At 67.4% G+C, this 22,391-nt stretch carries 12 protein-coding genes and 2 pseudogenes; 8 read left to right on the forward strand and 6 right to left on the reverse strand.

The window, feature by feature from the left end; all coding sequences use genetic code 11:
* Positions 1-254 precede the first annotated feature (254 nt).
* The 4 genes from IE272_RS17465 to IE272_RS17480 form a co-directional block, all read right to left on the reverse strand.
* Positions 255-2,834, reverse strand: a complete 2,580-nt coding sequence (locus tag IE272_RS17465) for a GmrSD restriction endonuclease domain-containing protein (RefSeq protein ID WP_190007225.1) — start codon at positions 2,832-2,834, stop codon at positions 255-257.
* Positions 2,835-3,055: 221 nt separating this feature from the next.
* Positions 3,056-3,310 carry a hypothetical protein gene (locus IE272_RS17470; protein WP_190007226.1) on the reverse strand — a complete coding sequence of 85 codons (255 nt, stop codon included), beginning with the start codon at positions 3,308-3,310 and terminating at the stop codon, positions 3,056-3,058.
* Between the two features lie 241 nt (positions 3,311-3,551).
* Complete coding sequence (locus IE272_RS17475; RefSeq protein WP_190007227.1) at positions 3,552-5,243, reverse strand: TIGR04141 family sporadically distributed protein; 1,692 nt, start codon at positions 5,241-5,243, stop codon at positions 3,552-3,554.
* A 99-nt stretch (positions 5,244-5,342) separates the two neighbouring features.
* A complete protein-coding gene (locus IE272_RS17480; protein ID WP_190007228.1) occupies positions 5,343-5,708 on the reverse strand; it encodes a hypothetical protein in 366 nt (121 codons plus the stop codon).
* A gap of 383 nt (positions 5,709-6,091) precedes the next feature.
* On the opposite strand from IE272_RS17480, the gene IE272_RS17485 reads away from it, so the two are divergent.
* From IE272_RS17485 to IE272_RS17515, 8 genes and pseudogenes are all read left to right on the forward strand, one after another.
* Entirely contained in the window at positions 6,092-8,236 is a 2,145-nt protein-coding gene (locus IE272_RS17485) for a hypothetical protein (RefSeq protein ID WP_190007229.1), read from the forward strand.
* A 26-nt stretch (positions 8,237-8,262) separates the two neighbouring features.
* Positions 8,263-9,888: a class I SAM-dependent DNA methyltransferase gene (locus tag IE272_RS17490; RefSeq protein WP_190007230.1), complete on the forward strand. Its 1,626-nt coding sequence runs from the start codon at positions 8,263-8,265 to the stop codon at positions 9,886-9,888.
* Complete coding sequence (locus tag IE272_RS17495; protein ID WP_190007231.1) at positions 9,881-11,059, forward strand: restriction endonuclease subunit S; 1,179 nt, start codon at positions 9,881-9,883, stop codon at positions 11,057-11,059. Before IE272_RS17490 ends, IE272_RS17495 begins: the two co-directional genes overlap by 8 nt.
* Entirely contained in the window at positions 11,056-14,328 is a 3,273-nt protein-coding gene (locus IE272_RS17500) for a type I restriction endonuclease subunit R (protein ID WP_190007232.1), read from the forward strand. Before IE272_RS17495 ends, IE272_RS17500 begins: the two co-directional genes overlap by 4 nt.
* A gap of 143 nt (positions 14,329-14,471) precedes the next feature.
* The gene (locus tag IE272_RS17505) at positions 14,472-17,729 is read left to right on the forward strand and encodes a hypothetical protein (RefSeq protein ID WP_190007233.1); all 3,258 of its coding nucleotides are present in this window, start codon (positions 14,472-14,474) and stop codon (positions 17,727-17,729) included.
* Between the two features lie 165 nt (positions 17,730-17,894).
* Positions 17,895-18,210: pseudogene (locus tag IE272_RS38730) on the forward strand (haloacid dehalogenase); the annotation flags it as partial.
* A gap of 224 nt (positions 18,211-18,434) precedes the next feature.
* Entirely contained in the window at positions 18,435-18,695 is a 261-nt protein-coding gene (locus tag IE272_RS17510) for a helix-turn-helix transcriptional regulator (protein ID WP_229897334.1), read from the forward strand.
* Between the two features lie 1,490 nt (positions 18,696-20,185).
* Positions 20,186-20,308, forward strand: a pseudogene (locus IE272_RS17515) (3-hydroxyacyl-CoA dehydrogenase family protein); the annotation flags it as partial.
* An 89-nt stretch (positions 20,309-20,397) separates the two neighbouring features.
* Here the strand turns inward: IE272_RS17515 and IE272_RS17520 are convergent.
* Together IE272_RS17520 and IE272_RS17525 are read right to left on the reverse strand one after the other, a co-directional pair.
* Positions 20,398-20,928: an NUDIX domain-containing protein gene (locus tag IE272_RS17520; RefSeq protein WP_032793900.1), complete on the reverse strand. Its 531-nt coding sequence runs from the start codon at positions 20,926-20,928 to the stop codon at positions 20,398-20,400.
* An 86-nt stretch (positions 20,929-21,014) separates the two neighbouring features.
* Positions 21,015-22,364, reverse strand: coding sequence for an NsdA family TPR-like regulatory protein (locus tag IE272_RS17525; RefSeq protein ID WP_190007234.1), 1,350 nt, complete (start codon positions 22,362-22,364; stop codon positions 21,015-21,017).
* Positions 22,365-22,391 lie beyond the last annotated feature (27 nt).

Raw genomic sequence — 22,391 nt, forward strand, 5'->3', positions numbered from 1 at the left:
CGAGGCTGCACGTGCCCGAAGCCCAGGGCCTTCAGCGCTGTCGCGGCCTTCCGTGCTTGTACTGCGAAAACTCCCTCGGATCTCCCTCCGACAGAGCTGAAAGTCCCTGAAAGGACGTCATATAGGAGATCCGCCACTCTTGAGCCGCTTTGGAGGCAACGCTGGAAATACTGAGTGATAGAGCTCCACATCTCAGCCTAAATATTCAACACCTCAGCATGCGGGCCCGCCACTCCCAGGGCCGGATTCAGAGCTCAGGACACGTCCCGGCCGATCCAGCGGTCCCGGAACCAGGTCAGGGTCTCGGCCAGCGCGTCGCGGTTCCCGTCCTTCTCCAGCAAGGCCAACCGGAAGTTGGGACGCAGGTCCAGCTTCCCCTCCGGGATGTCGACGCCGTCCAAACCGTTGACGCGGCCGAGGAGCTCCGCACGCAGCAAGCGGTCGGTGAAAGGCTCGCGGGTGGCGAGGTACTGGAAGACCACCTCCGCCGAACCACCGCGTCCACCACCGGGGTAGAGCACCAGCGGCCAGATCCCGGCGCCGGGGAGACCTGCCGCACCCAGCATCAGGAAGGCGCTGGTAGTGACTTGGCCGGCCCCATAGCCGACCCAGCCGCCCAGGTCCTCCCACCGGGCGAGGAGAGTACGCACCGCGCCCACGGTCTCGGGGGTATCGTCCGCGGCGAGCTGGCGGGAGAACCGCTCGGCCCGGGTTTCCTCCTCTGGCTCCGCTCCGTCGCGCCCCGCCGCCACCGCGCCCTCCGAAGACTGCTCCTGGTCGGGATCGGCCAGCAGCAGTGCTAGGTCGGTGCTGGTCAAGCGTTGCGCGGGGTCCGCGGCCCCGGTCTGGGTGAAGTGGATGCCGTCGGCGCTCAGTCGCGCCCGTACGTCCTCACCCTCCGGCTGCGGGCCGGCCCAGCGAAAGCCGTCGGCGATCCGGCCCTCCGCGTTGAGGACGCGGTAGGCCTGCACGACGCCCGCGGTCTGGGCAAGGTGGTTGCCCACCGCCTGGGCGCCGGAGCCGATGTACGCGGCGAGGTCACCGTACGACGTCCAGGTGCCGTGCGGCAGGGCGGCGAGGACCTGGTGGACGAGCTGCCAGTCGCGGCTCCGCTCGGCTCGGCCCACCCCGCGCAGCGGGGACGGCCACAGCGCGAGCGCCCGCTCGGCCAACTCGTCGGCACGGGAGCCGATCTCGCGGGCGCCCCAGCGGTCGGTGGCGGCGATGCGGCGGTTCATCTCCAGGTGGCTGCTGTGCAGCAGGTCCTGCTTGCGGTCGAAGGGGTGGTTGGAGAGCTCGGAGTTCTGAGCGGTGAGGGTCAGGTTGCCCAGGGTGTGCTGGAGTCGGGCGTGCACGTCCTGTGGGGTCTCGCCGTCGGTGGCGTCCTCGGCGAGAACTTGGAGCCAGTCGTCGCCCGCCGACTGCGGCAGGACGTGCTCGATGGTGAGTTTCGCGGCGGCGAAGTCCACAGGCTCGGGGTGGTCGTAGCTCTCCTCCAGCCGCTGGAGGACCAGTTTGCGCTGCTCCGGCCGGCCGTACAGGTAGAAGGGCGCGGTCCTGAACTTCTCGCGCAGTTCGTCGTCGTCGGGCCAGTAGCGGTTGCTGGCGGAGAGGAGCTGACGCAGCCCGTCGGCGACGGGGACGTCCAGCGGAAGCTGGGCGGGAACCGACTGGAAGATCCGGTTGAGGTTGTTTGGCGGTACGCGACACACGGTGCGGCGTACCAGAAAGCTCTCGATGTACGACAAGGCGCGGGCCGTCTCCGCCGAGTCGGTCTCTCCACGTTCGCGACGGTCGAGCAGCAGCATCAGCGCCGGGTACGTGGCCGCGGCCTCCCAGGCGTCGAGTCCGCGAAGGTGGGCACGGACAGCCGGATCGCCCTCCTCGTCGGGGCGGACCACCTTACGGAAGTGCATGGACCGCCGGTGCAGTTCTTTCACGTACGCCTCGATGTCCGCTTCCCTGACCTCGGTCTGCTCGAAACGGTGCTGCTGAGCCGCGTACAGGTCCTGGCGGCGGACCCGGTCGTCGCCGTCAAGCACGAGCTGCAGCCACATGAGCTGTTCGAGCTCTTTGTTGCTCAGGCTTGCCTGGAGCGGCAACCAGTACGTCTCGTAGACCAGTTCGCCACGGGTCGGCAGCCGCATGAAGAGGTAGTTGCGCAGCAGGTCGGCCTGGCTGAGCTTGAGACCGGTGTTGTTGAGGGACTCGAAGATGCGGTGGACGTTGTCACCGGCCTCGGCGGTCACCGCGACCAGGGTGAGCCGGGAGGTGATCGCCTGCTCGATCCGGAGGACGTCCTGCGGGTCGGCGGGGTCCTCCGCCTCGACGAGTTTGCGGCGGAAGAAACGGTAGGCGACAGAAACGTTGTCCCCCGCCGCCTGCCCCTCGTGGGTGCCTCGGATGTGCGCGGCGTAGTTCGGCCGGTCGGCCTGGGTGGGCAGGAGACGGAACCGGGCGTTCTCGTTCTTCCGCTTGTTGATCAGGTATTCCTCGTCAATCCGCTCGGCCTCGTCCGGCCGGCTCTGGGCGAGGTGGTCCCGGATGGCGGCGAGTGCGAGGGAGATCGTGGTCAGCCGCTGCTGGCCGTCGACCACCAGCCAGCGAGGGAACGTCGCCTCGTTTTGCGGGGACGGGGCAAGCACCACGGAGCCGAGGAAGTGCGCGCTCGCTTTCTCCCCGGTCTCCAGCAGGTCCACCTGATCGAGGATGTCGCTCCACAGCTGAGCCAACTGCTTCTCTGTCCAGGAGTACGTCCGCTGGTAGAGCGGCACCTGGAACTGTTGAGCTCGCCCCTGCACGAGGTCGGCGAACAGCGTCTCTTTGGCCTGCACAGTGGTACCCGCTCCCCTTGGATTCCCTCGACCCCACACCCATACGCCCCGCACAGTGGTGCCTGGAAGACCGACAATAGGGCGTGCCACCAACGCTCTTCCGCAAAACGATCGAGATCGGGCAACGAGACGTGGGAACGGCAACGAACAGGACTCGGGCGTCGTGGTCGCGCGATAGGTCGGTCCCCGGCTCTGCGCTGGAAGCGGCGGGGGATGGTCCGTCAGCGCCCTCCCTGCTGGGCGCGGCGCCGGGCCGAAGGCGCGGGCGCCGGTGGCGGGGGCGCCGGTGGCGGGGGCGCCGGTGGCGGGGGCTCGGGGCTGTCCTTCATCAATTCCAGCAGCCGGAATGCGCGTTCGCTGGTCTCGCGGGATGCGCACAGCGCGGCCAGGAGCAAAACTCCGACAGTGGCCAGTCGGGCGGTGAACAGCACCGCGTCCATGTCGGTGTCCACTGCGTGCTGGTCTGTGGTCTTCATCGGCGTTCTTCCTCTCATTGAGCCGACGCCCGGCACGCCGGGCTTACGGGCTCAGGGTCTACGGTCGTGGAGCGTGCAGGGCCTCGCCGAGGCCACGATCACTCCGACCGGGCTACGGTTCCGCTGGGGATCCCGGGGCCTATGCAGGGAGCTGCAAGAGGCCGGTCTGTGGTTCTTGCAGCGGCGGGTGTCACCTTCCGCCAGGGCGCGGTCTGCCGTCGAGCAGATCCCTGGGGACTGCCTACGCGGCGTCAGCAAGACCGCCGTCAGCGGCCGATCCGGCCGCGCTGATGCCCACGACCTCAAGTGAAACGCCGCGCGCGGCCAGCGCCTTCGCGGTCTGAGCGAGGGTGATCTGGGAGAAACCGAAGAGGGAATCAGGGGTGAGTTCGGCTCCGGTCTTCAGGTGGATGGCGAGGACGAGGCGCTTGGGGAGGAAGTCGTCGGGCAGCGTGCGCCGGCCGTCGCTCGCGATGCGGACGCGCTGGGCGAAGTTCGCGCGGGCGACCGCGGAGTCGTACAGAACCTCGACGGCTACCCGGGCCTGGTTGTAGAGGTGGCTGAGGGCACCGGAGCCACGGGCCTGCTTAACGAGGACGAGGGTGTCGTCCTGCGTGAGGAAGTCGCAGATCTCGATCTGGTCGCTGGGCTTCGCCGGGTTGGGAATGGTCTTGCAGTCGAGCACGACCCAGTCTTCCCAACCGACGGTCCGGGCCGTCTTCTTGTTGTAGGGCGTCTCCGACATTCCGCGAGGCCAGGCCGGCAGGACGACAGAAGGAACGGGAGCGAACAGCCGCTGCACCTCGGTGTGGAGGGAGGCGAGGTATGAGGCCCCGAACTCGTACCACTCGCCGTCCAGCAGGCAGAACACGTGGGAGCCGAGGGAGACGGTGGCCTCGATCCAGCGCAGGGTTCCGACGGTGGCGATCACGTCGTCCGGCGCGCTCCGCCTGCGGCGCTCCCGAAGGAGCTTGACGGTGCCGGACTTGAGGGCTTCGAGGCGGCTCCCGGAGGGGAGATACCGGACGCGGCCGAGCACGTAACCGAGGTCGAACGCGTCCGACTCGAAGCTCCCGTCGCTGTTGATCCGCGTGCGGTAGGTGGCGGCCTCCGCATCGTTGCGCAGGTGGTCGAAGGGCACGGTCTCGGCGATACGGCCGTCGGCGGGCAGGCCGAGCTGGTCGTCCAGCGCCCGCTCGAGCTGGGTGAGGACGGTCTCGTCCTTGACCGGGACGATGTGCTCGACGAACTCGAGGTCCTGATGCGGCAGGCGTTCGGTGCAAGCGCGGGCGATCTGGCGGATGTCGGAGACCAGGTCCGCCGGCTCGACCCCGAGGGGCAGGCGCAGTCCGCAGCCGCCCAGCACGCTGAATCCTCCGGCCCTGCCCTTGAGGGTCCGCGTGAGCGGGGCGTCGTCGAGGTAGCCGCCGAGACTGCGCACGATCCGGGTGTGGTCGCCGAGGCCGAGCGCGGGCACGGGAGCACCGTTGGGAACAAGGGAGATGTCCGTGCGAGCCTGACCGAGAATTCCGGAGACGGCACCGCGGACGAGGGTCGGGTCGATTTCCCGGATCGCAAAGGACAGGCCGAACCGCTTGTCCTTGAGCCGCTCGGGGATGAGCCGGTACCCCTGGTCACAGCCGATGGCGTACACCTGGCCGTCGACGGCGAGCAGCAGCAGGGCGGCGGTGCGACGTACAGCCTCGGTGACGGGGATGCCGGTGGTGCGGGCCATCTGCTCGCACCAGCCGGCCTCATCCTGCTCCATGCCGCAGGTGAGGTAGACCGCAGGCACTCCGAGGCTGTCCGGCGTGTGCAGTTCCGCGCCGAGTGCGCTCAGGTAGTCGTGATCAAGGACGTCGTACATGGCTTCCCTGGTGGGGGCCACGCCGTGAAGCCGGTAAAGGGTGCGCGAGACGGTGGTGGGTGCCATGAGGGGCCTCCGAAGTGTTGAGGGCGCGTGAAACACATGCGGTGGACAAGAGATCGGGCCTTACGAGGAGAACGCGGTGGAAGGAGACGGCCGGGGGATTCAGGCCGCGGTGACGGTCGGGGCGTTGGGCAGCTTCCTGCCTGCATCGTCGATGGCACGCCGGGCGGTGCGCTCCGCGATGCGTCCGGTCGCCCGGCACAGAGCGAGGTTGGCGAGGGTGTCGGCGGTCTTGTTCAGTTCGTGGCCTATGTGGCCCTTGAGCCAGCGGACGTCGATGCGTCCGGCGTGCGGGAGGAGCCGTTCGAGAAGGCTGCCGCTTTCGGGGAAGAGCAGGGCCCGGTGTGCGGGATCAGGTGATCCCTCGGTGAGGCCCGTGTGGAGGCAGGTGACGGCCTGCTTGCTGTCGCACAGGACGACGACCTGCGCGTCGTCGTCCTGTGCGCAGGGCCGAGAGCGCTGCTTCACGGATGCCGATGCTCTCGGCTTCGCCTCCGTATGTGAGCCACGCCTTGTGACGGCTCGCCTTCTTCGGCGCGCCCGGCTCGCCCATGAAGCCGCGTACCTGGGGCGGGCCGGGCTCCTGAAGTAGCGGGGGGAGGTCATGTAGGTCTCCGGTCTGCCAGTTCGGCGCCGGACTCGAATGAGGCCGGTGTCCCGATCGATGTCGTCGTGCTGACAGGGACCAAAGTGGCAGAACTCAAGGCACGTGATGTCCTACAAAGCCGATAACCCGGGTTATCAGACCTCTAAAGTTGAATGAGTGATTCCGCAAGTACTGTGTGCAGAGTTCTGAGGTGCCGCATCCGCGAAGGGTGTCGGAAGCGTCCACGAGGAGGGAGCGGAGCGAAATGACCGGTGCGCATGGAGCGGCTGCTCCCATCCTGCCGGAGGTTATGTCCGGGCGGATCAGTTACGCGGAAATCGCAACACTCGCGCAGGTCAAGCGGCCCGTCGTCACCACCTGGGCCCGCCGGCACGCCGACTTCCCGCAGCCCGTAGGTAACGAGGGCGGCAGTCCGGTCTTCGACGGTCGCGCTGTCATCGAATGGCTCCTGACCACCGGCCGGGGCAAATCCGACGCTCGCCAGCTCCGGGCCGAACTGGCTCTACACACCTTGTCCTTCTGGTGCCGGCGAATGCCCGCCAGGACGATGCTCGACGGAGTGACGGCGCTGATCCACCTGCGGTACGAACTGGACGAGCCCCTGGCCGATCTCGGCTGGGACGCGCTCCTGCAACGGGCCGACGAGATCGACTTCGAGGACACGTACATCCGCCAGGAGGTATTCGCGCTCACCTCTGACGACGCGGCCGGGCAGGCTCTCGCAGGCCTCGCCGACGAGCTCATCGAAGCGGCCTACTCCCCCGCCGAGGCCGTCGAGTGGGTCATGGAAGCCCGCCGCCGGCTGGGCTGCAACGACCTCGCCATGGACGAGCCCGCATCCGCCGTCACCACGACTCTGGCCCGTCTCTCCGGCATCGCGGCTCTGGACGAGGACTCGGAGGACTTCATCGTTGCCGTTCCCTACGCGAACAGCGGCGACCTCCTGGTAGCCCTGCACGCGCAGACCGACCCCGAGGTCCGCCCCTTCTTCCTGGCCGCCGAACCCACCCAGGACTTCGCCCGTCTCGCGCGGCGCCGCATGCTCGTCCGCGGCGTCCAGGAGTACGAGCTGGACATGGCCGACGGTCAGCACCTGGCGACCGACGACTGGGGGTACCCCCGCGTCATCGTCTGCGTCCTTCCCTATGGGGCGGCCGAGGCACGGAGCCCGCTCGCCGTTCTCCAGCAGGTCCAGGACCTCACCGATCTGCTGACCGACCACTGCGCGGCCGTCGTCCTCGGCCCTTCCGACGCTCTCGTCCACGCGCTCCCCCCGCGGGAGGAGGCCGACCGCCTGCGGCGCTCCTTTCTCACCGAGGGCCTCCTCAAGGCTGCCGTCAACCTCCCCGAGGGCGCTATCCCATACCGTCCCGCCTACCGCACAGCGATCTGGGTCCTATGCCGTACGCCGGAGGACGAGCGGCGCGGTCAGATCCTGCTCGCCGACCTCTCCTCGAAGCCGCTCACGGCGCCCTCCCTGGACGCCCTGGTCGAGGACCTCGACATCTTCCGCACCGCTGGTTGGAGAGCCGACGGACGCCACGAGCCCCGCAACGGCGAGATCCTCGCCGCGACCGGACTCCGTGACCGGCCCGGCACCGCCTTCGCCCCCCAGCACCGCACGGCCGCCCGTCGCTATACGCGCGCGGTCGTGGAGCGTCCGGCCCGTATCTCGGACCTGGAACTGCGTCTGGCCCAGCTCGCCGACAAGACGCGCCTCGAACTCTCCCTCACGGCCGAGCTCAAGGCGCACGCCGTCCTGCGTCCCGAGGAGCGTCCTTTCCGGCGCACGAGTGTGTCGGTCCTCGTCAAGCAGCGACGTCTGCGTCGCCTGCCCGGTCACCGCATCGCCTCGGAGCATCTGACCGTCGACGGCCACTACCCCGTGCTGACCCCCGACGAGATCACCTTCGGCGCCGGAGGAGCCCGCCGTATCGATCGAGGAGTGCTCCTCACCGCCTACGAGCACGCCGAGTTCACCCAGCCCGGCGACGTGGTGGTCACAGCCACCCCGTCGTTCGGCGCGTGCGTGGACGAAGAGGGCCTGTCGGTGGTCGGCTTCCCGGCGCGCGTGCTGCGGGTACGGCCCGACGCCGACCGCCCCGTACGGCCGCGCGTCCTCGCCGCGCTGCTCCGGGCCGCCGCGGCGGAGTACGCGCGGGTCGGTGGAGCGGTCCGGGCGGCCCGCCGCATCGAGGACCTCCCCATCCCCGACCTGGACCAGGAGGAAGCCGACCGGTACGAGGCCCTCCTCGCCGAGATCAGCCGCCGCACTGCCCTGCTCCGGCAGCAGACCGCGGCTCTGGACGACCTTGCCGCGCTGACCGCCGCCGGCCTCACCGACGGCACCCTTACGCTCATCGAACCGCCCGCATCCTTCCGTTCCTGACCTCTCTCAAGGAGACCCGAGACCCCATGCCCCCCCGGCAGAAGAAGCCCGTCGACCAGGTGGAACTGTTCACCGCCTCGACCGCGAAAGAGATCCAGGCCATCCTCTGGAAGGCCGCCGACAAGCTGCGCGGCTCCATGGACGCCGCCCAGTACAAGGAGTTCGTCCTCGGCCTGATCTTCCTCAAGTACATCTCCGACGCCTTCGACGAGCGCCGCGAGCAGCTCGCCAAGGAGCTCGCCGACGACGGGATCTCCGAGGATCGCCTCGCGGAGTTCCTGGAGGACCAGGACGAGTACACCGGCCACAACGTCTTCTGGGTCCCCGAGACCGCCCGCTGGTCTTGGATCGCGGCCAATGCCAAGAGCAAGGGCGTCGGTCTCCTCCTCGACGAGGCCATGGACGTCATCATGCGGGCGAACCCCTCGCTGACCGCCGTCCTCCCGAAGATCTTCAACCGGGACAACGTCGACCAGAAGCGGCTGGCCGAGCTCGTCGACCTCATCAGCGACGCCCGCTTCGGCGGCGGCAACGACGACAAGCCGGCCCAGGACGTGCTCGGCGAGGTCTACGAGTACTTCCTCGGTAACTTCGCCCGCGCGGAGGGCAAGCGCGGCGGTGAGTTCTACACGCCGAGCAGCGTGGTCCGTCTCATCGTCGAGATCCTGGAACCGTACGAGGGCCGGGTGTACGACCCGGCCTGCGGCTCCGGCGGCATGTTCGTCCAGGCTGGCAAATTCATCGAGTCGCACCGCGGTCGCGGCCACAAGTCCGACATCGCGGTTTACGGTCAGGAGCTCAACGAGCGAACCTGGCGACTGGCCAAGATGAACCTCGCCATCCACGGCATCGACGGCGACCTGTCCTCCCGCTGGGGCGACACCTTCGACCAGGACCGACACCCGGACCTCAAGGCCGACTTCGTCATGGCCAACCCTCCGTTCAACATCAAGGACTGGTCGAGAAACGAGAACGACCCGCGCTGGAAGTACGGGGTCCCGCCGAAGGCCAACGCGAACTACGCATGGCTCCAGCACATCCTTAGCAAGCTTGGCGAACGCGGCACAGGCGGCGTCGTTCTCGCGAACGGCTCGATGAGCAGCCAGCAGAGCGGCGAGGGCGAGATCCGGCGCGCGATGGTCGACGCCGACCAGGTGGCGTGCATGGTGGCCCTGCCGTCTCAGCTGTTCCGTACGACCCAGATCCCAGCCTGCCTGTGGTTCCTGGCCAAGGACAAGGGCCCGCAGGGACCGAAGCGCCTGGCCGACCGTCGCGGGGAGATCCTCTTCATCGACGCGCGTGGCTTGGGCGAGATGGTCGACCGCACGGAGCGCGACCTGACGGCAGCCGACCTCGCGAAGATCGCGGATACGTATCACGCATGGCGCGGGACCCACTCGGCGCGCGAGGAAGCGCTGCCGTACGCGGATGATCCGGGATTCTGCGTCTCGGCTGACCTGGCAACAGTTCGTGAGCATGGCTATGTGCTGACGCCAGGACGGTACGTGGGAGCCGTCGACGTGGAAGAAGAAGATGCGGAGGCGGTCGCGGAGAGGATCGCGAAGCTGACGGAGGAGTTGTACGGGCTCTTCGACCAGTCGGACGAATTGGCTAACACGGTCCGCGAGCAGCTGGGAGCGTTGGATGTCTGAGTGGTCGAATTATACTGTTGGCGAGGTAGCCAAAGTATTCGATGGCCCACACGCCACACCCAAGAAAACGACCGAAGGCCCTTGGTTTCTTAGCATCTCCAGCTTGGTTGAAGGGCGGCTCGTCTTGTCGGAGTCGGCCCATCTCTCCGAGGAAGACTTTGCTAAGTGGACTCGCCGGGTGACTCCGGAGCCGGGCGACATCCTTTTTTCGTACGAGACACGTCTCGGTGAAGCCGCCCTCATGCCTACGGGCGTACAAGCGTGCCTGGGACGACGCATGGGGCTACTCCGACCTAATCGGTCGCTTGTGGTTCCCCAATTTCTTCTCTACACCTATTTGGCTCCAGCATTCCAGGAGACTATCAAAGCCCGAAGGATTCACGGGGCTACAGTCGACAGAATCCCTCTCGTTGATTTGCCATCGTGGCCACTAATTCTCCCGGGGGTGCCGGAACAAAAGGCCATTGTCGCCGCGCTTGGAGCACTAGACGGAAAAATTTCCGTCAACGAGCGCATCGCGTCCACGGCCGAGGAACTAATACTGACTACCGCGTCAAGCGTGCGCTGGGATCGCCGTGTTCGACTTGAGGAGATCTGCTCGTTGGAAAAAGAGCAGTCCTCTCCACAGGAGATGAGTGTGGACATCGTGGAACACTACAGCCTCCCGGCTTTCGATGCGGGAAGAGGTGCGGAACGCGTATCACCGGCTACCATCAAGAGCAATAAGTTCTTGGTCAAGAGGGCCGCCGTCCTCCTTTCTAAACTAAACCCGGAAATTCCTCGCGTCTGGAATATTAAACCTGCTCCGAATATTCCCGCCCTGGCTTCAACTGAATTCTTGGTTCTGACACCAAAATCCGGATTGTCGACACATGGCCTCTGGTCCGTGGCAGCGCAACCCGATTTCCGCACTGCGCTGGCATCAAAAGTTACGGGAACCTCAAAGAGCCATCAACGGGTTCGCCCTGCCGAAGCGCTCTCAACAGAGGTGGTAGATCCGCGTCAGTTTGGAGAAGATGGGCGGAAAATCGAAGTTCTGGCTCACAGAGCAGAACTTGCCCGTAGGGAGAACCGTGCCCTCGCCACCCTTCGCGACACCCTCCTCCCCCAGCTCATGTCCGGCCGCCTTCGCGTCAGAGACGCCGAGAAGATTGTCGAGGATCACGCATGACGCCCCACGGTGAGCACGAGTACGGCACGGACAACTTCCGCCCGCTGGAGATCGACTGGGAGCACCTCGCACTCGAAGAGCTGCTGGAGCTCGACTGGCCGAAGGCCGAGGGCAACGAGTTCGCGCCCGGTTCCGGTCACCGCTCATCCTGGGACGACCTGATCCTCTACTCCGATCTCCGCGAGGCGATCGAGCGGCTGAACCCCGCCCTCTTCCCCGACGCCGTGCGCGACGCCGTCGCGACCGCCGCGACGCCGGCCTCCCAGGACGCGTACGAGGAGAACCGGACCGCGCACGGCTTCCTGACCGGCGGCATCCGCTCCGTCTCCTACGTCGACGCCCTCGGCGCCGAGCACAACCCGACGATTCGTATCGTCGACCTCGACGACGCGGACGCCAACACCTACCGCGCTGTCCGCCAGGTCACCGTCATTGACGGCGAGCGGAACCGTCGCTTCGACCTCGTCCTCTATGTCAACGGCCTGCCGCTCGCCGTCATCGAGCTGAAGCGGGCCGGCGACGAGGACGCCACCCTTGAGACCGCGCACGCGCAGATCAGCCGGTACGCCGAGGAGTTCCCGACCGCGTTCCGGTACAACGCGGTGGTCGTCCTCTCGGACGGGATAACCGCCAAGTACGGCACCCCGTTCACGCCGTACGAGCACTTCGCGCCGTGGAACACCGACGAGTTCGGTGCCCGCGTGGAGACGCTGGAGAGCGACGGCCTGGCCGAGACGGGGCAATCCCTAGCGCTGCACGGGCTCTTCGCGCAGCCCAGGTTCCTCTCGCTCGTGAAGTCCTTCATCAACTTCGTGCCCGCCAAGCGCATGAAGCGGATCGCCAAGCCCCACCAGTACTTCGCGGTCACCCGCGCCGCCGACGCCGTCCGCGACGCCGCGGCCAGTGACGGCAGAGCCGGCGTGGTCTGGCACACCCAGGGCTCGGGCAAGTCCGAGGAGATGGTGCTGACGACGAACCTCGTCAGCCGGGATCCGCTCCTGCACAATCCCACCGTCGTGGTCATCACCGACCGGAACGACCTCGACGACCAGTTGTACTCCACCTTCCTGGAGAGCGAGGTCCTGCCCGAGGGCCCTCGGCAGATCACCACCCGCGCCGAGCTGCGCGAGGAACTCGCCGCCAAGCGCACCGGCGGCATCCTCTTCACCACGCTCCAGAAGTTCGGCAGGACCAAGCAGGAGAAGGAGTCGGGAACCGACCACCCGCTCCTCTCCGACCGGCGAAACATCGTCGTCGTCGTCGACGAGGCCCACCGCAGCCACTACGACAACCTCGACGGCTACGCCCGCCACCTGCGCGACGCGCTCCCGCACGCTACGCTCCTCGCCTTCACCGGCACCCCGATCTCCGAGGCCGACCGTGACACCCGCGATGTCTTCGGCGACTACATCGATGTGTACGACCTCAAGCGGGCGGCCGACGACGGCGCGACCGTGAAGGTCTACCACGAGAGCCGCGTCGTCCAGCTCGTCCTCGACCGGGACGTCGATCCCACCACCATCGACGCCGAGGCCGACCGCATCACCGACGGCCTGGACGACACCGAGCGCCAGCGCGTCGAGCAGCTCGTCGCCACGATGAACGCGATGTACGGCGCGCCGGCCCGTATCCGCGATCTGACCGCCGACCTGGTCGAGCACTGGGAGGCCCGCCGCGAGCGCATGAAGGCGTTCGTCGGGGTATCCGAGGAGCCCGGTGGCGCGGCCGGCAAGGCGATGATCGTCTGTGCCACCCGTGACATCTGCGTCAGCGTGTACGACGCCCTGCGCGAGCTGCGTCCCGAGTGGCACAGCGACGAGGTCGACAAGGGCTCCATGAAGATCGTCTTCTCCTCGGACTCCCGCAAGGATCCCGAACGCCTGCGCACCCACGCCCTGCGCGGCTCCCAGCGCAAGGCCGTCATCAACCGGGCCAAGGACCCCGACGACGCGCTGGAACTCCTCATCGTCAACAACATGCTCCTGACCGGCTTCGATGCCCCGCCGATCCACACCATGTACCTGGACCGCCCTCTCAAGGGCGCCAACCTGATGCAGGCCCTGGCCCGGGTCAACCGGCGCTTCCGCTCGAAGCAAGACGGCCTCCTCGTCGGCTACGCCCCGCTCACCGAGAACCTCCAGCGTGCGATCGCCGAGTACTCCGAGCCCGACCAGGAAGACCGGACACTCGGTCAGGACATCGACCGGGCGCTGGACGAGCTGCGCAACGAGTACGAGATTCTCGACGGCATCCTGCACGGCTGGGACTGGCGTGGCCGTCTCGCCAAGCCCTCCCAGCGGGCGTTCATCGAAGCGGCCCTCAGCACCGCGAACCACCTCCGCGACCCGCGCACACCCGGCAACAACCCGGAGACACTCGACAACCCCAACGAGACCCTGAGCCGCCGCTTCCGCGAGCACGCCCACCGCTTGGAGCGCTTCTTCGCGCTCGCCGGCTCCTCCGCCGACATCGGCTCCCGGTTCCCGGACCAGCCGCAGTGGAAGCGAGACATCCAGTTCCTCGTCGAGGTCCGCGCCTACATGGCCAAGCTCGACGCCATGGACCGCGAGGCACGCGGCCTGCCGGTGGCCCGCGACGTCGCCCTGTACCTCGCCCAGCTGACCTCGGCCGTCGTCGAGACCGGCGGGGTGACCGACCTCTTCGCCGAGGCCGGCCTGGAGACGGCCGACCTGACCCACCTCAACGACGCCCTCGTCGCCCAGCTCCAGAAGAGCGACACGCCGCACCTGGCCGCCGAAGCGCTGCGTCGCCTCGTCGAGCAGAAGATGCGCGAGGTCACCCGGCACAACATCGTCCGGCAGACCGCGTTCTCCGACCGCCTCCAGGACCTCATGGTCAAGTACATGCGGCAGCAGCTCACCAGCGCGGAAATCATCGCCAAGCTGGTCGAGATGGCCAAGGAAATCGCGAACGACGCGAAGCGCGGCGACCAGTTCGACCCTCGCCTGAGCAACGACGAACTCGCTTTCTACGACGCCGTCGCCGACCTCGGCTCCGCGCGTGAACTGATGGGCGACGAGGTTCTCTCCGGCATTGCCCGCGATCTCGTCGTCCAGATCCGCAAGAATCTCAAGCCCGACTGGATCGCCCGCGAGCCGGTCCGCGCCAAGCTCCGCAGCACCATCAAGCGCCTCCTGGCCAGGCACGGCTACCCGCCGGCCCAGGCCCCCGCGGCTATCGACCTCGTCCTGAAGCAGATGGAGCACTTCGCCAACGAGTGGGCCGCCGACGGAACCGCCGGCGCCTGACGTCCTGGCCGAAGCGCCCGTCCTCCTTCGAGGCCGCCGCCGGGACCAGGTGGTACGGGCTTCCCGACGCCGTACCACACGTGCTCTCGCGACGACCGCCCTGATCTCCACGAACCGCACGAGCTGCCGCCGGAGGAACGCAGATGCCCCAGATCGACACCCGACTCATACAGACAGCGGTCATGGGCGGCAAGGACGGCGATCGCCCCGTGATCCTCCCTGAGGAGGCACACAACCTCGACGAGTTCCGCCGTCAGTACGGCCAGACGAACTTCTGGTGCGGCACGCTCCTGGGCGGCTGCGGCGAGAAGCTGATGACCAAGAGGTACGAGACCAAGGTCTGCCACTTCGCCCACCACCCGGACCGCTACGGCACCAGCGCCGAGTGCCACAGGACCTCCGAAGGTGCCGACGGCGCCGACCACCTGTTCATCAAGCAGCACGTGAAGAACTGGCTCACCGGACAGGGCCACGCAGCCGAAGCATCTCTCCGCACCCTTGGCACGGGACCTGGCGACGCCGTCGATTTCTGGCTGCGGGCGACGGAGCAACACCTGCGCTTCGAGCTCCGGCCCGAGGACTACCGAAGGTGGCGCAAGGCCGCTGAGAGCCTGGGTGCCCGCGAAGGACATGTGGAGTGGGTCTTCGGACCAGAGAGCACGATCACCCACGACATGGTCGCGCGCCAGGGATACGCGCTGCGGGTGCGATGTGAGACGAAGGGGACCGACCGGCGGGTTCTCATCGGAACCGTCACCGCGGACCGGCCGGTCGTGTGGGAACCTCTCGCCACGTGCCGGATGACCAGAGACGGCATGGTGACCCCGGCCCTGGAAAATCTGCGTTCCGCCGGAAAGATACGTGTCGGCGGTATGCGCAACGCCCCGCTCCCCACGAGTCTCCCCATGACCGGAGCCCAAATCGTTTTCGCTGTCGACGGCGAGGCAGCGGAACCAACAAATTCGCCGTTCGAGGAGAAGGGCCGCCGTCTCTACGCCGGTTACTTGAAGCCCACCGCCAAACGGATCATCCGGGGACTGCTCTCACTCCCCGCCGACACGCCGCCGCCGTCCGACGACTTCGTCTACCAGCTCTCCGGTGCCGTACGTCTCCTGCTCACCGACCCCATCGGGACCGCGCAGGCTTACTGGGCGATCCGAGCCGACGTGGTAACGCAGCTGAACGGCCTGGACGCGGAGCGCACCGGATTGTGGCGCCCGAGCGTCGCGCTCGACGCGCCTGTCTCTGCGCCCGCCCCCGCGCAGCGGCAAGCCAGCGAGGAGAGGCCCCCTGCCGCTTCTGCACAACAAATAAGAGGTGGTGTACGCAGTCGGCAGGCGACGGCTCTCCGTAAAGGGTTAGTCATGGTCGCACGTCGGGGCGGTACGACCACATGGCAACAACTCGCCCAACGGATCGACCCTGGGCTGCGTCATCTCTCTGACAACTCACTGCGCAATCTGCTCGTGGAAGCAGATCACCCGGTGAGCGAGAACGCGGTGCCCCTGAGCGTCCTGGTCCTGACACCCGGAGGGCAGAAGAAGTTGCCTTACCTGAGTGCGGTTCTACGGGCCCTCGGTATCGATGCCCCCGTGTCTGAAGCCGAGCTTCAGCGATGGAGTACGGAAGCGATTCGCCGGATCCACACCTCCTACGAGCATCGCAACACCTCGCCCCTGAAGGCGGAATCTCCCTCCGTCTCCCCCATTACCACGCGTCTGCCGAATGAAGCCAATCGGGAAGACGCGAACCAGAAGCTGCGGCTCCTGCGCGAGAAGATCGAGGAGGTGCGCCAAATCGCAGCTCGTGGGGAAGGAGATCGGGCGGCACGCCTCACCACTTCCCTCAAAGCTGGGGAGACCCATCTCCATCACTACACCGACGCCTGCAAAGACGCCCACGCACTCCGCCGATGGCGCGAGACCAGCAGGCAGTTGCTGCGCAATCTTGAAGACTTGGTCGGCCAAGCCTCTGCGCTTCAAGCTTCAGCCGTTCATCCTTCTACTCCCGCACCACCTGCCGCCCCTCACCCGCCGGAGCGGCCCGAGTCTCCTCCGACCGAACATCTCGAGGCGGCGCACAGCACGGATCAGTCGGCATCGCTTCTGCCGCGAATGAGTGAATCCTTCATCGCAGCCAAGGCGTCCGGGGACGTCACCTCTGTACGCCGCATCGAGAGGGAGGCGATTGCTCTCGCCGGCAGCAAGGCGTCCGCACAGACGAAGCTGCGGGCACGAGTCCTGAGCGACGAGATGCGCACCTGGATCAAGGCACGGGAGTCCGAGGAAGCGCTTGAATCCATGCGCACAGTCTTCGAGACCTTGCCCTCCCCTGGCGATCCCAGGGAAGCGGCGCGGCTCCGGAGCGCCCTGGAACATGTCAACGCCCTTCGCCAGCTGTCTTCCGAAGCGCTGACGCAGGACCTCTCAGACAGCTTCAGCGATCTCGAACATCGTTTGCACGCTGCGCAGACGGCCGCGGAGCAATCGGCCCAGCCTGCCCCGGCGGGGGTAAAAGCGGAGAGGTTGAAGGACAACGGCAGCGATCAGAATGTGGCACTCGCCGATTTCACCTGGCTGGTCAGCGAGATCGAGGCAGCGCGGGAGGCAGACGACCTCGAGTCGGTCGAAGCCGCGCGCAGACTCGCCGGCCCGCTGTACGCACGCCACCTCTCTCCGGAGGACCGGGAGCGGTTCACTCCGTTCATGCGAGAAGTCAAAGCTTGGTGCGGCGCGCACCGGTCACGCCCCGAAACCGTGCCCGTGCTGAAGGCGATCAGGCAGTTGTTCACGAAATTGGACATGGCCCGTAGCACGGCGACGGTGTCGGAGATCGGGCTCGTACTCGACACGGTGCGAGAACTGCGGCACAAGATGGACGCACCCCTACCCTCAGCGGATGAAAAGCGCCTCGTGCGTTGGGAAGCGCGTCTGCGGCAACGATCGCTCAGAGAGCGAACTACGGCCCTTCGTGAGGCCGCGCCGGACCGTACGTCCAGACGGCGTCCCGGCGCCGTCGCTGGCCAGGCTTCATCGCGGCCAGAACGGTTGTCTCTCGCGGCGATCGAGCGGCTGGCCGCTCCGGCCCGTGAGGTCCTGATGGACGCCGCTCGCGCAGGAGGTGCGGTTCTGACCTGGGGAGACCTGCGAGCGCGGCTGAAGGAGCCGCTGCCCCATCTACACCCCGATGACCAGGGTGAACTCCTTGTCGCGGTCGACCGGGACACGCCACAGGATGAGCCGTTGCTGACCACGCTGATGGCGAGTGCGGACATCTCGCAGCACTGGCTGTATCCGCACGTCCGGTTCAGCCTCCACCGTCCGCGGATCCCCGAAGAGGAGCTGGCGGCCCACTGGGCGCGGGAGGTCCTGAAGCTCCGGCAGATCTGGCGGCATCGGTAGGCCAGGGCCGGGGTGTTCCCCTCTCAGCCACGGGAACGGACTTGGCTCAAGGACGGCCCGATGCTGCGTGTCGTCCTGAGCGCCAGTTCGTTCCGGCGGCCGTCTCCCACCGGGGGGGCGGCCCGCGCGTCGGGCCAGGTTTCGGCCGACAAATATGAACGCCCCATGATTCGTGCGGTGGTCTTCGACGTCGGTGAGCGTCTGATGGACGCGACACGGGAGTATGGGACGTGGGCGGACTGGCTGGGGATGTATCAGCGCACACGCGTTCACAGCAGTGCTCACGCGCGGGCTGGACTACCGGAAGGTGTTCCAGGAGCTCCGGCCCGGCTTCGATCCCAACGCCGAGCGCGAGACGCGCGCCGCGGCAGGGCAGCCCGAGTACCCCGACGTCCGCAACAGCCCCGCCGCCCTGCGCGCGGACGGGCTGTGGCTGGGCATCGCCGGTGCCCAGGTGGAACGACCCGCCGGTCTCCTCCGTGGCCGAGCGGCCGGCGGCGATCCAAGGCGCGGAAAACGGCTGAGTTCGCCAGGGCCCAGGCGTAACGATGCTGGGCAGGACTTTGCTCGCCGCCTGGGCGAAGCATGTGAACCGCATCGAACTAGAAATATGAGACCCCCGCTTACCACAAAAGCACGGTACGCCCAAACCGTGACTCGTCAGGGACTCTTGCAGTCGGTCGATTCGACAGGCAGGTGCGCACCATGGACGAGAGCAAGAACTGCATGCCGGAAATGGCATTCCTCACATTGCACAAGGCGGTGGTCTATCTCGGCATCTCTCCCAACAACCTCTACGTGTGGCGCCATCGCCGACAAGGGCCGCCCAGCTTCCAGATGGGCCGACGCGTGATGTACAGGATTTCCGCGCTTGACGAGTGGGTGGACCGGCAGGAAATGGCGGACTCTCGATCGAATCCTGCCTTGAATCCGCTGAACTGCAAGCCGCTGCGTCGCACATCGTGACGTCCACGGCAGCACAGAGCATCGACTCCAAACCGACATCAATTCCTACTGCCACAGCGGGATATGACCTGTCGCGAAGAAGCGTTCCCAACACCGTCAAGCACCCGGAACGCATCATTAGCACAGGTAGGAGGCCCTCATGGCAGGCTACATCGAGGATCGTTGGCTCAAGAAGAGGCCGGACAAGGCGACCGGCAAGCGCGAGCGTACTTCCATGTGGGGGAAGGGGAAGCGGTACCGAGTCAAGGGCATTCCTGGTATTCAGGACAGGTCCTTCGAAACAAGCGAAGACGCCAAGCGCTGGCTCGCTGAGGCTCAGACGGACTCCAGCAGGGGCGACTTCGTCGACCCACGGAATGGTGCCATCTTGCTCGCCGATTACATCACCGACCACTGGTGGCCCAGTCGAACGGATGAGCCGTCAACTGCGGGCCCCATGCGGAGCCGGATCTGGAACCACCTGATTCCCCTGCTCGGCTCGTATCCTCTGCGCGAGATCGACGCCTCGGCCCTTCGCCGGTTCAGGGCCGACCTGCTCTCTCGAGTCGAGGAGTCTTCTGCCGAGATCATATGGATACACCTCACCACCATCCTGAATGCCGCAGTTGATGACAAGCGCCTGCTGAAGAGCCCCGTCGCTGCCCACCGATCGATCAAGCGGCCCAAGCCGGTCGGCAAGAAGGCGAAAGCGTGGTCTCGAACCACGGTCGACGCGGTGCGGGACGGACTACAGGAGCGGTACCGAATCGCCGTGGACCTCGGGCTCGCACTCGGAGTTCGCCAAGGCGAGGCGCTCGGCCTCGCGGAAGAGGACTTCGACTACGGGGCGGAGGGGGTCCACATACGGCGCCAGCTCCGCTGGGACGGGAAAGGGCGGCCGTACTTCTGCCTCCCCAAGGGCCGAAAGACCCGTGATGTTCCCCTTCCCCCGAACCTCGCCCGCCGCGTTCGGCTCCACTTCCAGCTCTTCCCACCGGTCGAGTGCACCCTGCCGTGGCGTAATCCTGAGACGCCGGCGACCGAGTTGGAAGAGCGTCAGCGCAAGCCGATCACCGTGCGACTCGTGCTGAGCACCTCCCACGGACTTCGTATCACTCCCGGGACTTGGAACGAGCGCAGCTGGAAGCCCGCTCTCGTAGCCGCAGGGGTCCTGCGCCAGGTCGGCGAGAAGGCGGAGAGTTACGGTTCCCGCGTCCGACTCCACCCCGTCTACGAGCGCTCACGGCCGGACATGTTCCACGTCCTGCGCCACACCTTCGCGAGCGTGCAGTTGGAAGCCGGCGAGTCCATCGTGAGCGTGGCGACCTGGCTGGGGCATTCCTCCCCGAAGGTCACGCTCGACTACTACGCTCACTTCATGCCTGGCGCGGGCTGGCCGCGATGGACACATGGCTCGTCTGATGCAGGATCGAAAGTCCCTGGAAAGTCCCTGGCGCTGGCAAAGCCGCCTCGCAACCGACGAAAGCGCAGGTCACAGGGATGTACGCGGCGCCGACCAGTTGTACGCCGAGTACAAGGAGCCGCTGTACGCCGCTCCCCCGCTGCTCCAGCGGATGGTCGACGCGGGCCGCCTCGGCCGCAAGACCGGCTCGGGCTTCTACCCGTACGCCTGAACCTCCCCTTTCGTATCGCTGTCAGGAGCCGGTCCCGGTCACCCCGGGGCCGGCTCCTCGCGTGTACAGGACGCCGGTACGGGGCCGGGTCAGCCCAGTCTCAGGTGGTGCAGCATCAGCAGGGCCGCCGCCATGTTCGCGGCGGGCACCTCGCCCCGGGCGATCATGTCCGGGACCACCTTGAGCGGTATCCACTCGCGGCGCGAGGACTCGAAGCCGTCCTGCGGGGGGCCGGTCCAGTGCGCCTCGTCGGACCAGTACAGGTGGTGGCGGGCGTCGGTGAGGCCGTTCGACGGTTCCACGGTGAGCAGCGGGCGCAGCTCGCCGGGGCGCCAGCCGGTCTCCTCCTCCATCTCGCGGGCGGCCGCCGCGGCGATGTCCTCGCCGTCCTCGACGACGCCCGCGGCCAGTTCCCACCCCCAGCTGTCGGTGATGAACCGGTGTCGCCAGAGCAGCAGCACCTCGTTCGCCTCGTTGACGACGGTGGCGGCCGCGACGGGTCGCAACCGGATGACGAAGTGGTCGAGGTGGCTGCCGTCGGGGAGCTGGACGTCCGCCAGATTCACCCGGAACCACGGGTTCTGATACACATTCTGTTCGCTTAAGTTCGTCCACTGCACGGTTCTGCCGCCTTTCGACATGTTGGGGTCAACATGCCAGCAGGCTCGGTTGTCAGGGGGAACGAACGACGGGGCGTCGGCAGAGCTCACAGAGGCACGCGGAGCGCCTCGTCGATGAGGTCGGTGGTCCCCACCGCGTCGGAGCAGCCGCTCGCGGCCAGTTCGCGCCGGACCTGCCGCAGCCGGTCGCGCAGCCGCTGGGACTCCATTCCCCGGGCCCTCATCGCCATTTCGGCAGCTGTACCGGCCGCGCGGTCGGGCTCGCCCTGAAGCAGTTCGATATGACTCAACATCGCGAGACGGTGCACGCGCCCCCGGTCGTGCGCCGGGGCGCGCACGGCGGAGGCCGCGTGCTCCCGGGCGGCGGGCAGGTCCCCGAGACCGAGCAGCGCCTCCGCCACCTGGACGTCGACCAGGCCCGGCTGGACGTACCCCGTCTCGTCCGGCTCCCGGCCGGTGTGGATCCGGCCCGCCTGGGCCTCGGCCCGCCCGATGCAGGCCCGGGCGCTCGCCGCGTCGCCGAGCCGGGCGTACGCCTTGGCCTGCATGGCGTGCAGGTCGGCGGCGAGGGCGGGGGTGATGTGATCGCCGGCGGCCCGCAGCGCGGCCTCGGCGAAGGCGATGGAACGGCGGTGGTCGCCGAGGAACAGCGACTGGGTGACCAGCAGGGCGATCACATAGCCGCCGAGCCCCCGGTCGCCGCTGGCCTTGGCGAGCCGCAGCGCCTGGTGGAAGTAGCGCTGGGCGAGTCCATGGGCGTCGGAGTCGTAGGCGCAGATGCCCGCCACCGCCACCAGTCCCGCCGTCGCCCGGTGCAGGCTCCGGCCCAGGGCGTCGCTGTAGCCGCCGCGCAGCAGCGGCGCGGCCTCCGCGTTGAGGAAGCGGACGATCCGGGACCTGGTCGCGATGCCGCCCGTCTTGCGGTACATCTGCTCGTAGTGGTCGCGGGCCGACTTGAGCATCGCTATGTCGGCAGGACCGACCCGGCCCGGTCCCGGCCGCGATACGTCGGTGTCCTCCGGGGGGTTCTCCCACTCCCAGACCGGCATCACCGCCGGAGTGCCGGTGACGGCGGGCACGGTGGCCAGGTGCGGGCGCCGCTGTTCGTCGGAGCGCCACAGGGCGGTGGCCCGCTCGACGAACCCGGAGAGGGAGGCGCCCTCGGCGCCGGTGTCCGCCCCCGGCCCGGCGAAGGCGCCCATCCCGACGTCGTCGAGCCCGACGGCCCGCCCCAGACGCCCGGCCAGCACCTCGCAGATCAGGTCGGGCACCTGCCCGCGCGGGCGCTGGCCCTTGAGCCAGCGGGAGACCGCCGTGTGTTCGTACCGCAGGCTCAGCCCGCGGGTCTGGCCCGCCCGGTTGACGTGACCGGCGAGGCCCGCACGGGACACACCGGCCTCCTCGATCAGGGCTTCGAGCAGGACATTGGGCTCCATCGTCCCCCCAGGTGCGTGTCGCAATGA

It is taken from the genome of Streptomyces anulatus (assembly GCF_014650675.1).
In the GTDB taxonomy this organism is placed as follows: Bacteria; Actinomycetota; Actinomycetes; order Streptomycetales; family Streptomycetaceae; genus Streptomyces; species Streptomyces anulatus.

What these genes read in the sequence shown, in the direction of transcription:
- IE272_RS17470 (WP_190007226.1), bottom strand. Translation starts at nt 3,310, where the DNA reads ATGAAGACCACAGACCAGCACGCAGTGGACACCGACATGGACGCGGTG.
- IE272_RS17475 (WP_190007227.1), bottom strand. Translation starts at nt 5,243, where the DNA reads ATGGCACCCACCACCGTCTCGCGCACCCTTTACCGGCTTCACGGCGTG.
- IE272_RS17485 (WP_190007229.1), top strand. Translation starts at nt 6,092, where the DNA reads ATGACCGGTGCGCATGGAGCGGCTGCTCCCATCCTGCCGGAGGTTATG.
- IE272_RS17490 (WP_190007230.1), top strand. Translation starts at nt 8,263, where the DNA reads ATGCCCCCCCGGCAGAAGAAGCCCGTCGACCAGGTGGAACTGTTCACC.
- IE272_RS17495 (WP_190007231.1), top strand. Translation starts at nt 9,881, where the DNA reads ATGTCTGAGTGGTCGAATTATACTGTTGGCGAGGTAGCCAAAGTATTC.
- IE272_RS17500 (WP_190007232.1), top strand. Translation starts at nt 11,056, where the DNA reads ATGACGCCCCACGGTGAGCACGAGTACGGCACGGACAACTTCCGCCCG.
- IE272_RS17505 (WP_190007233.1), top strand. Translation starts at nt 14,472, where the DNA reads ATGCCCCAGATCGACACCCGACTCATACAGACAGCGGTCATGGGCGGC.
- IE272_RS17510 (WP_229897334.1), top strand. Translation starts at nt 18,435, where the DNA reads ATGGACGAGAGCAAGAACTGCATGCCGGAAATGGCATTCCTCACATTG.
- IE272_RS17525 (WP_190007234.1), bottom strand. Translation starts at nt 22,364, where the DNA reads ATGGAGCCCAATGTCCTGCTCGAAGCCCTGATCGAGGAGGCCGGTGTG.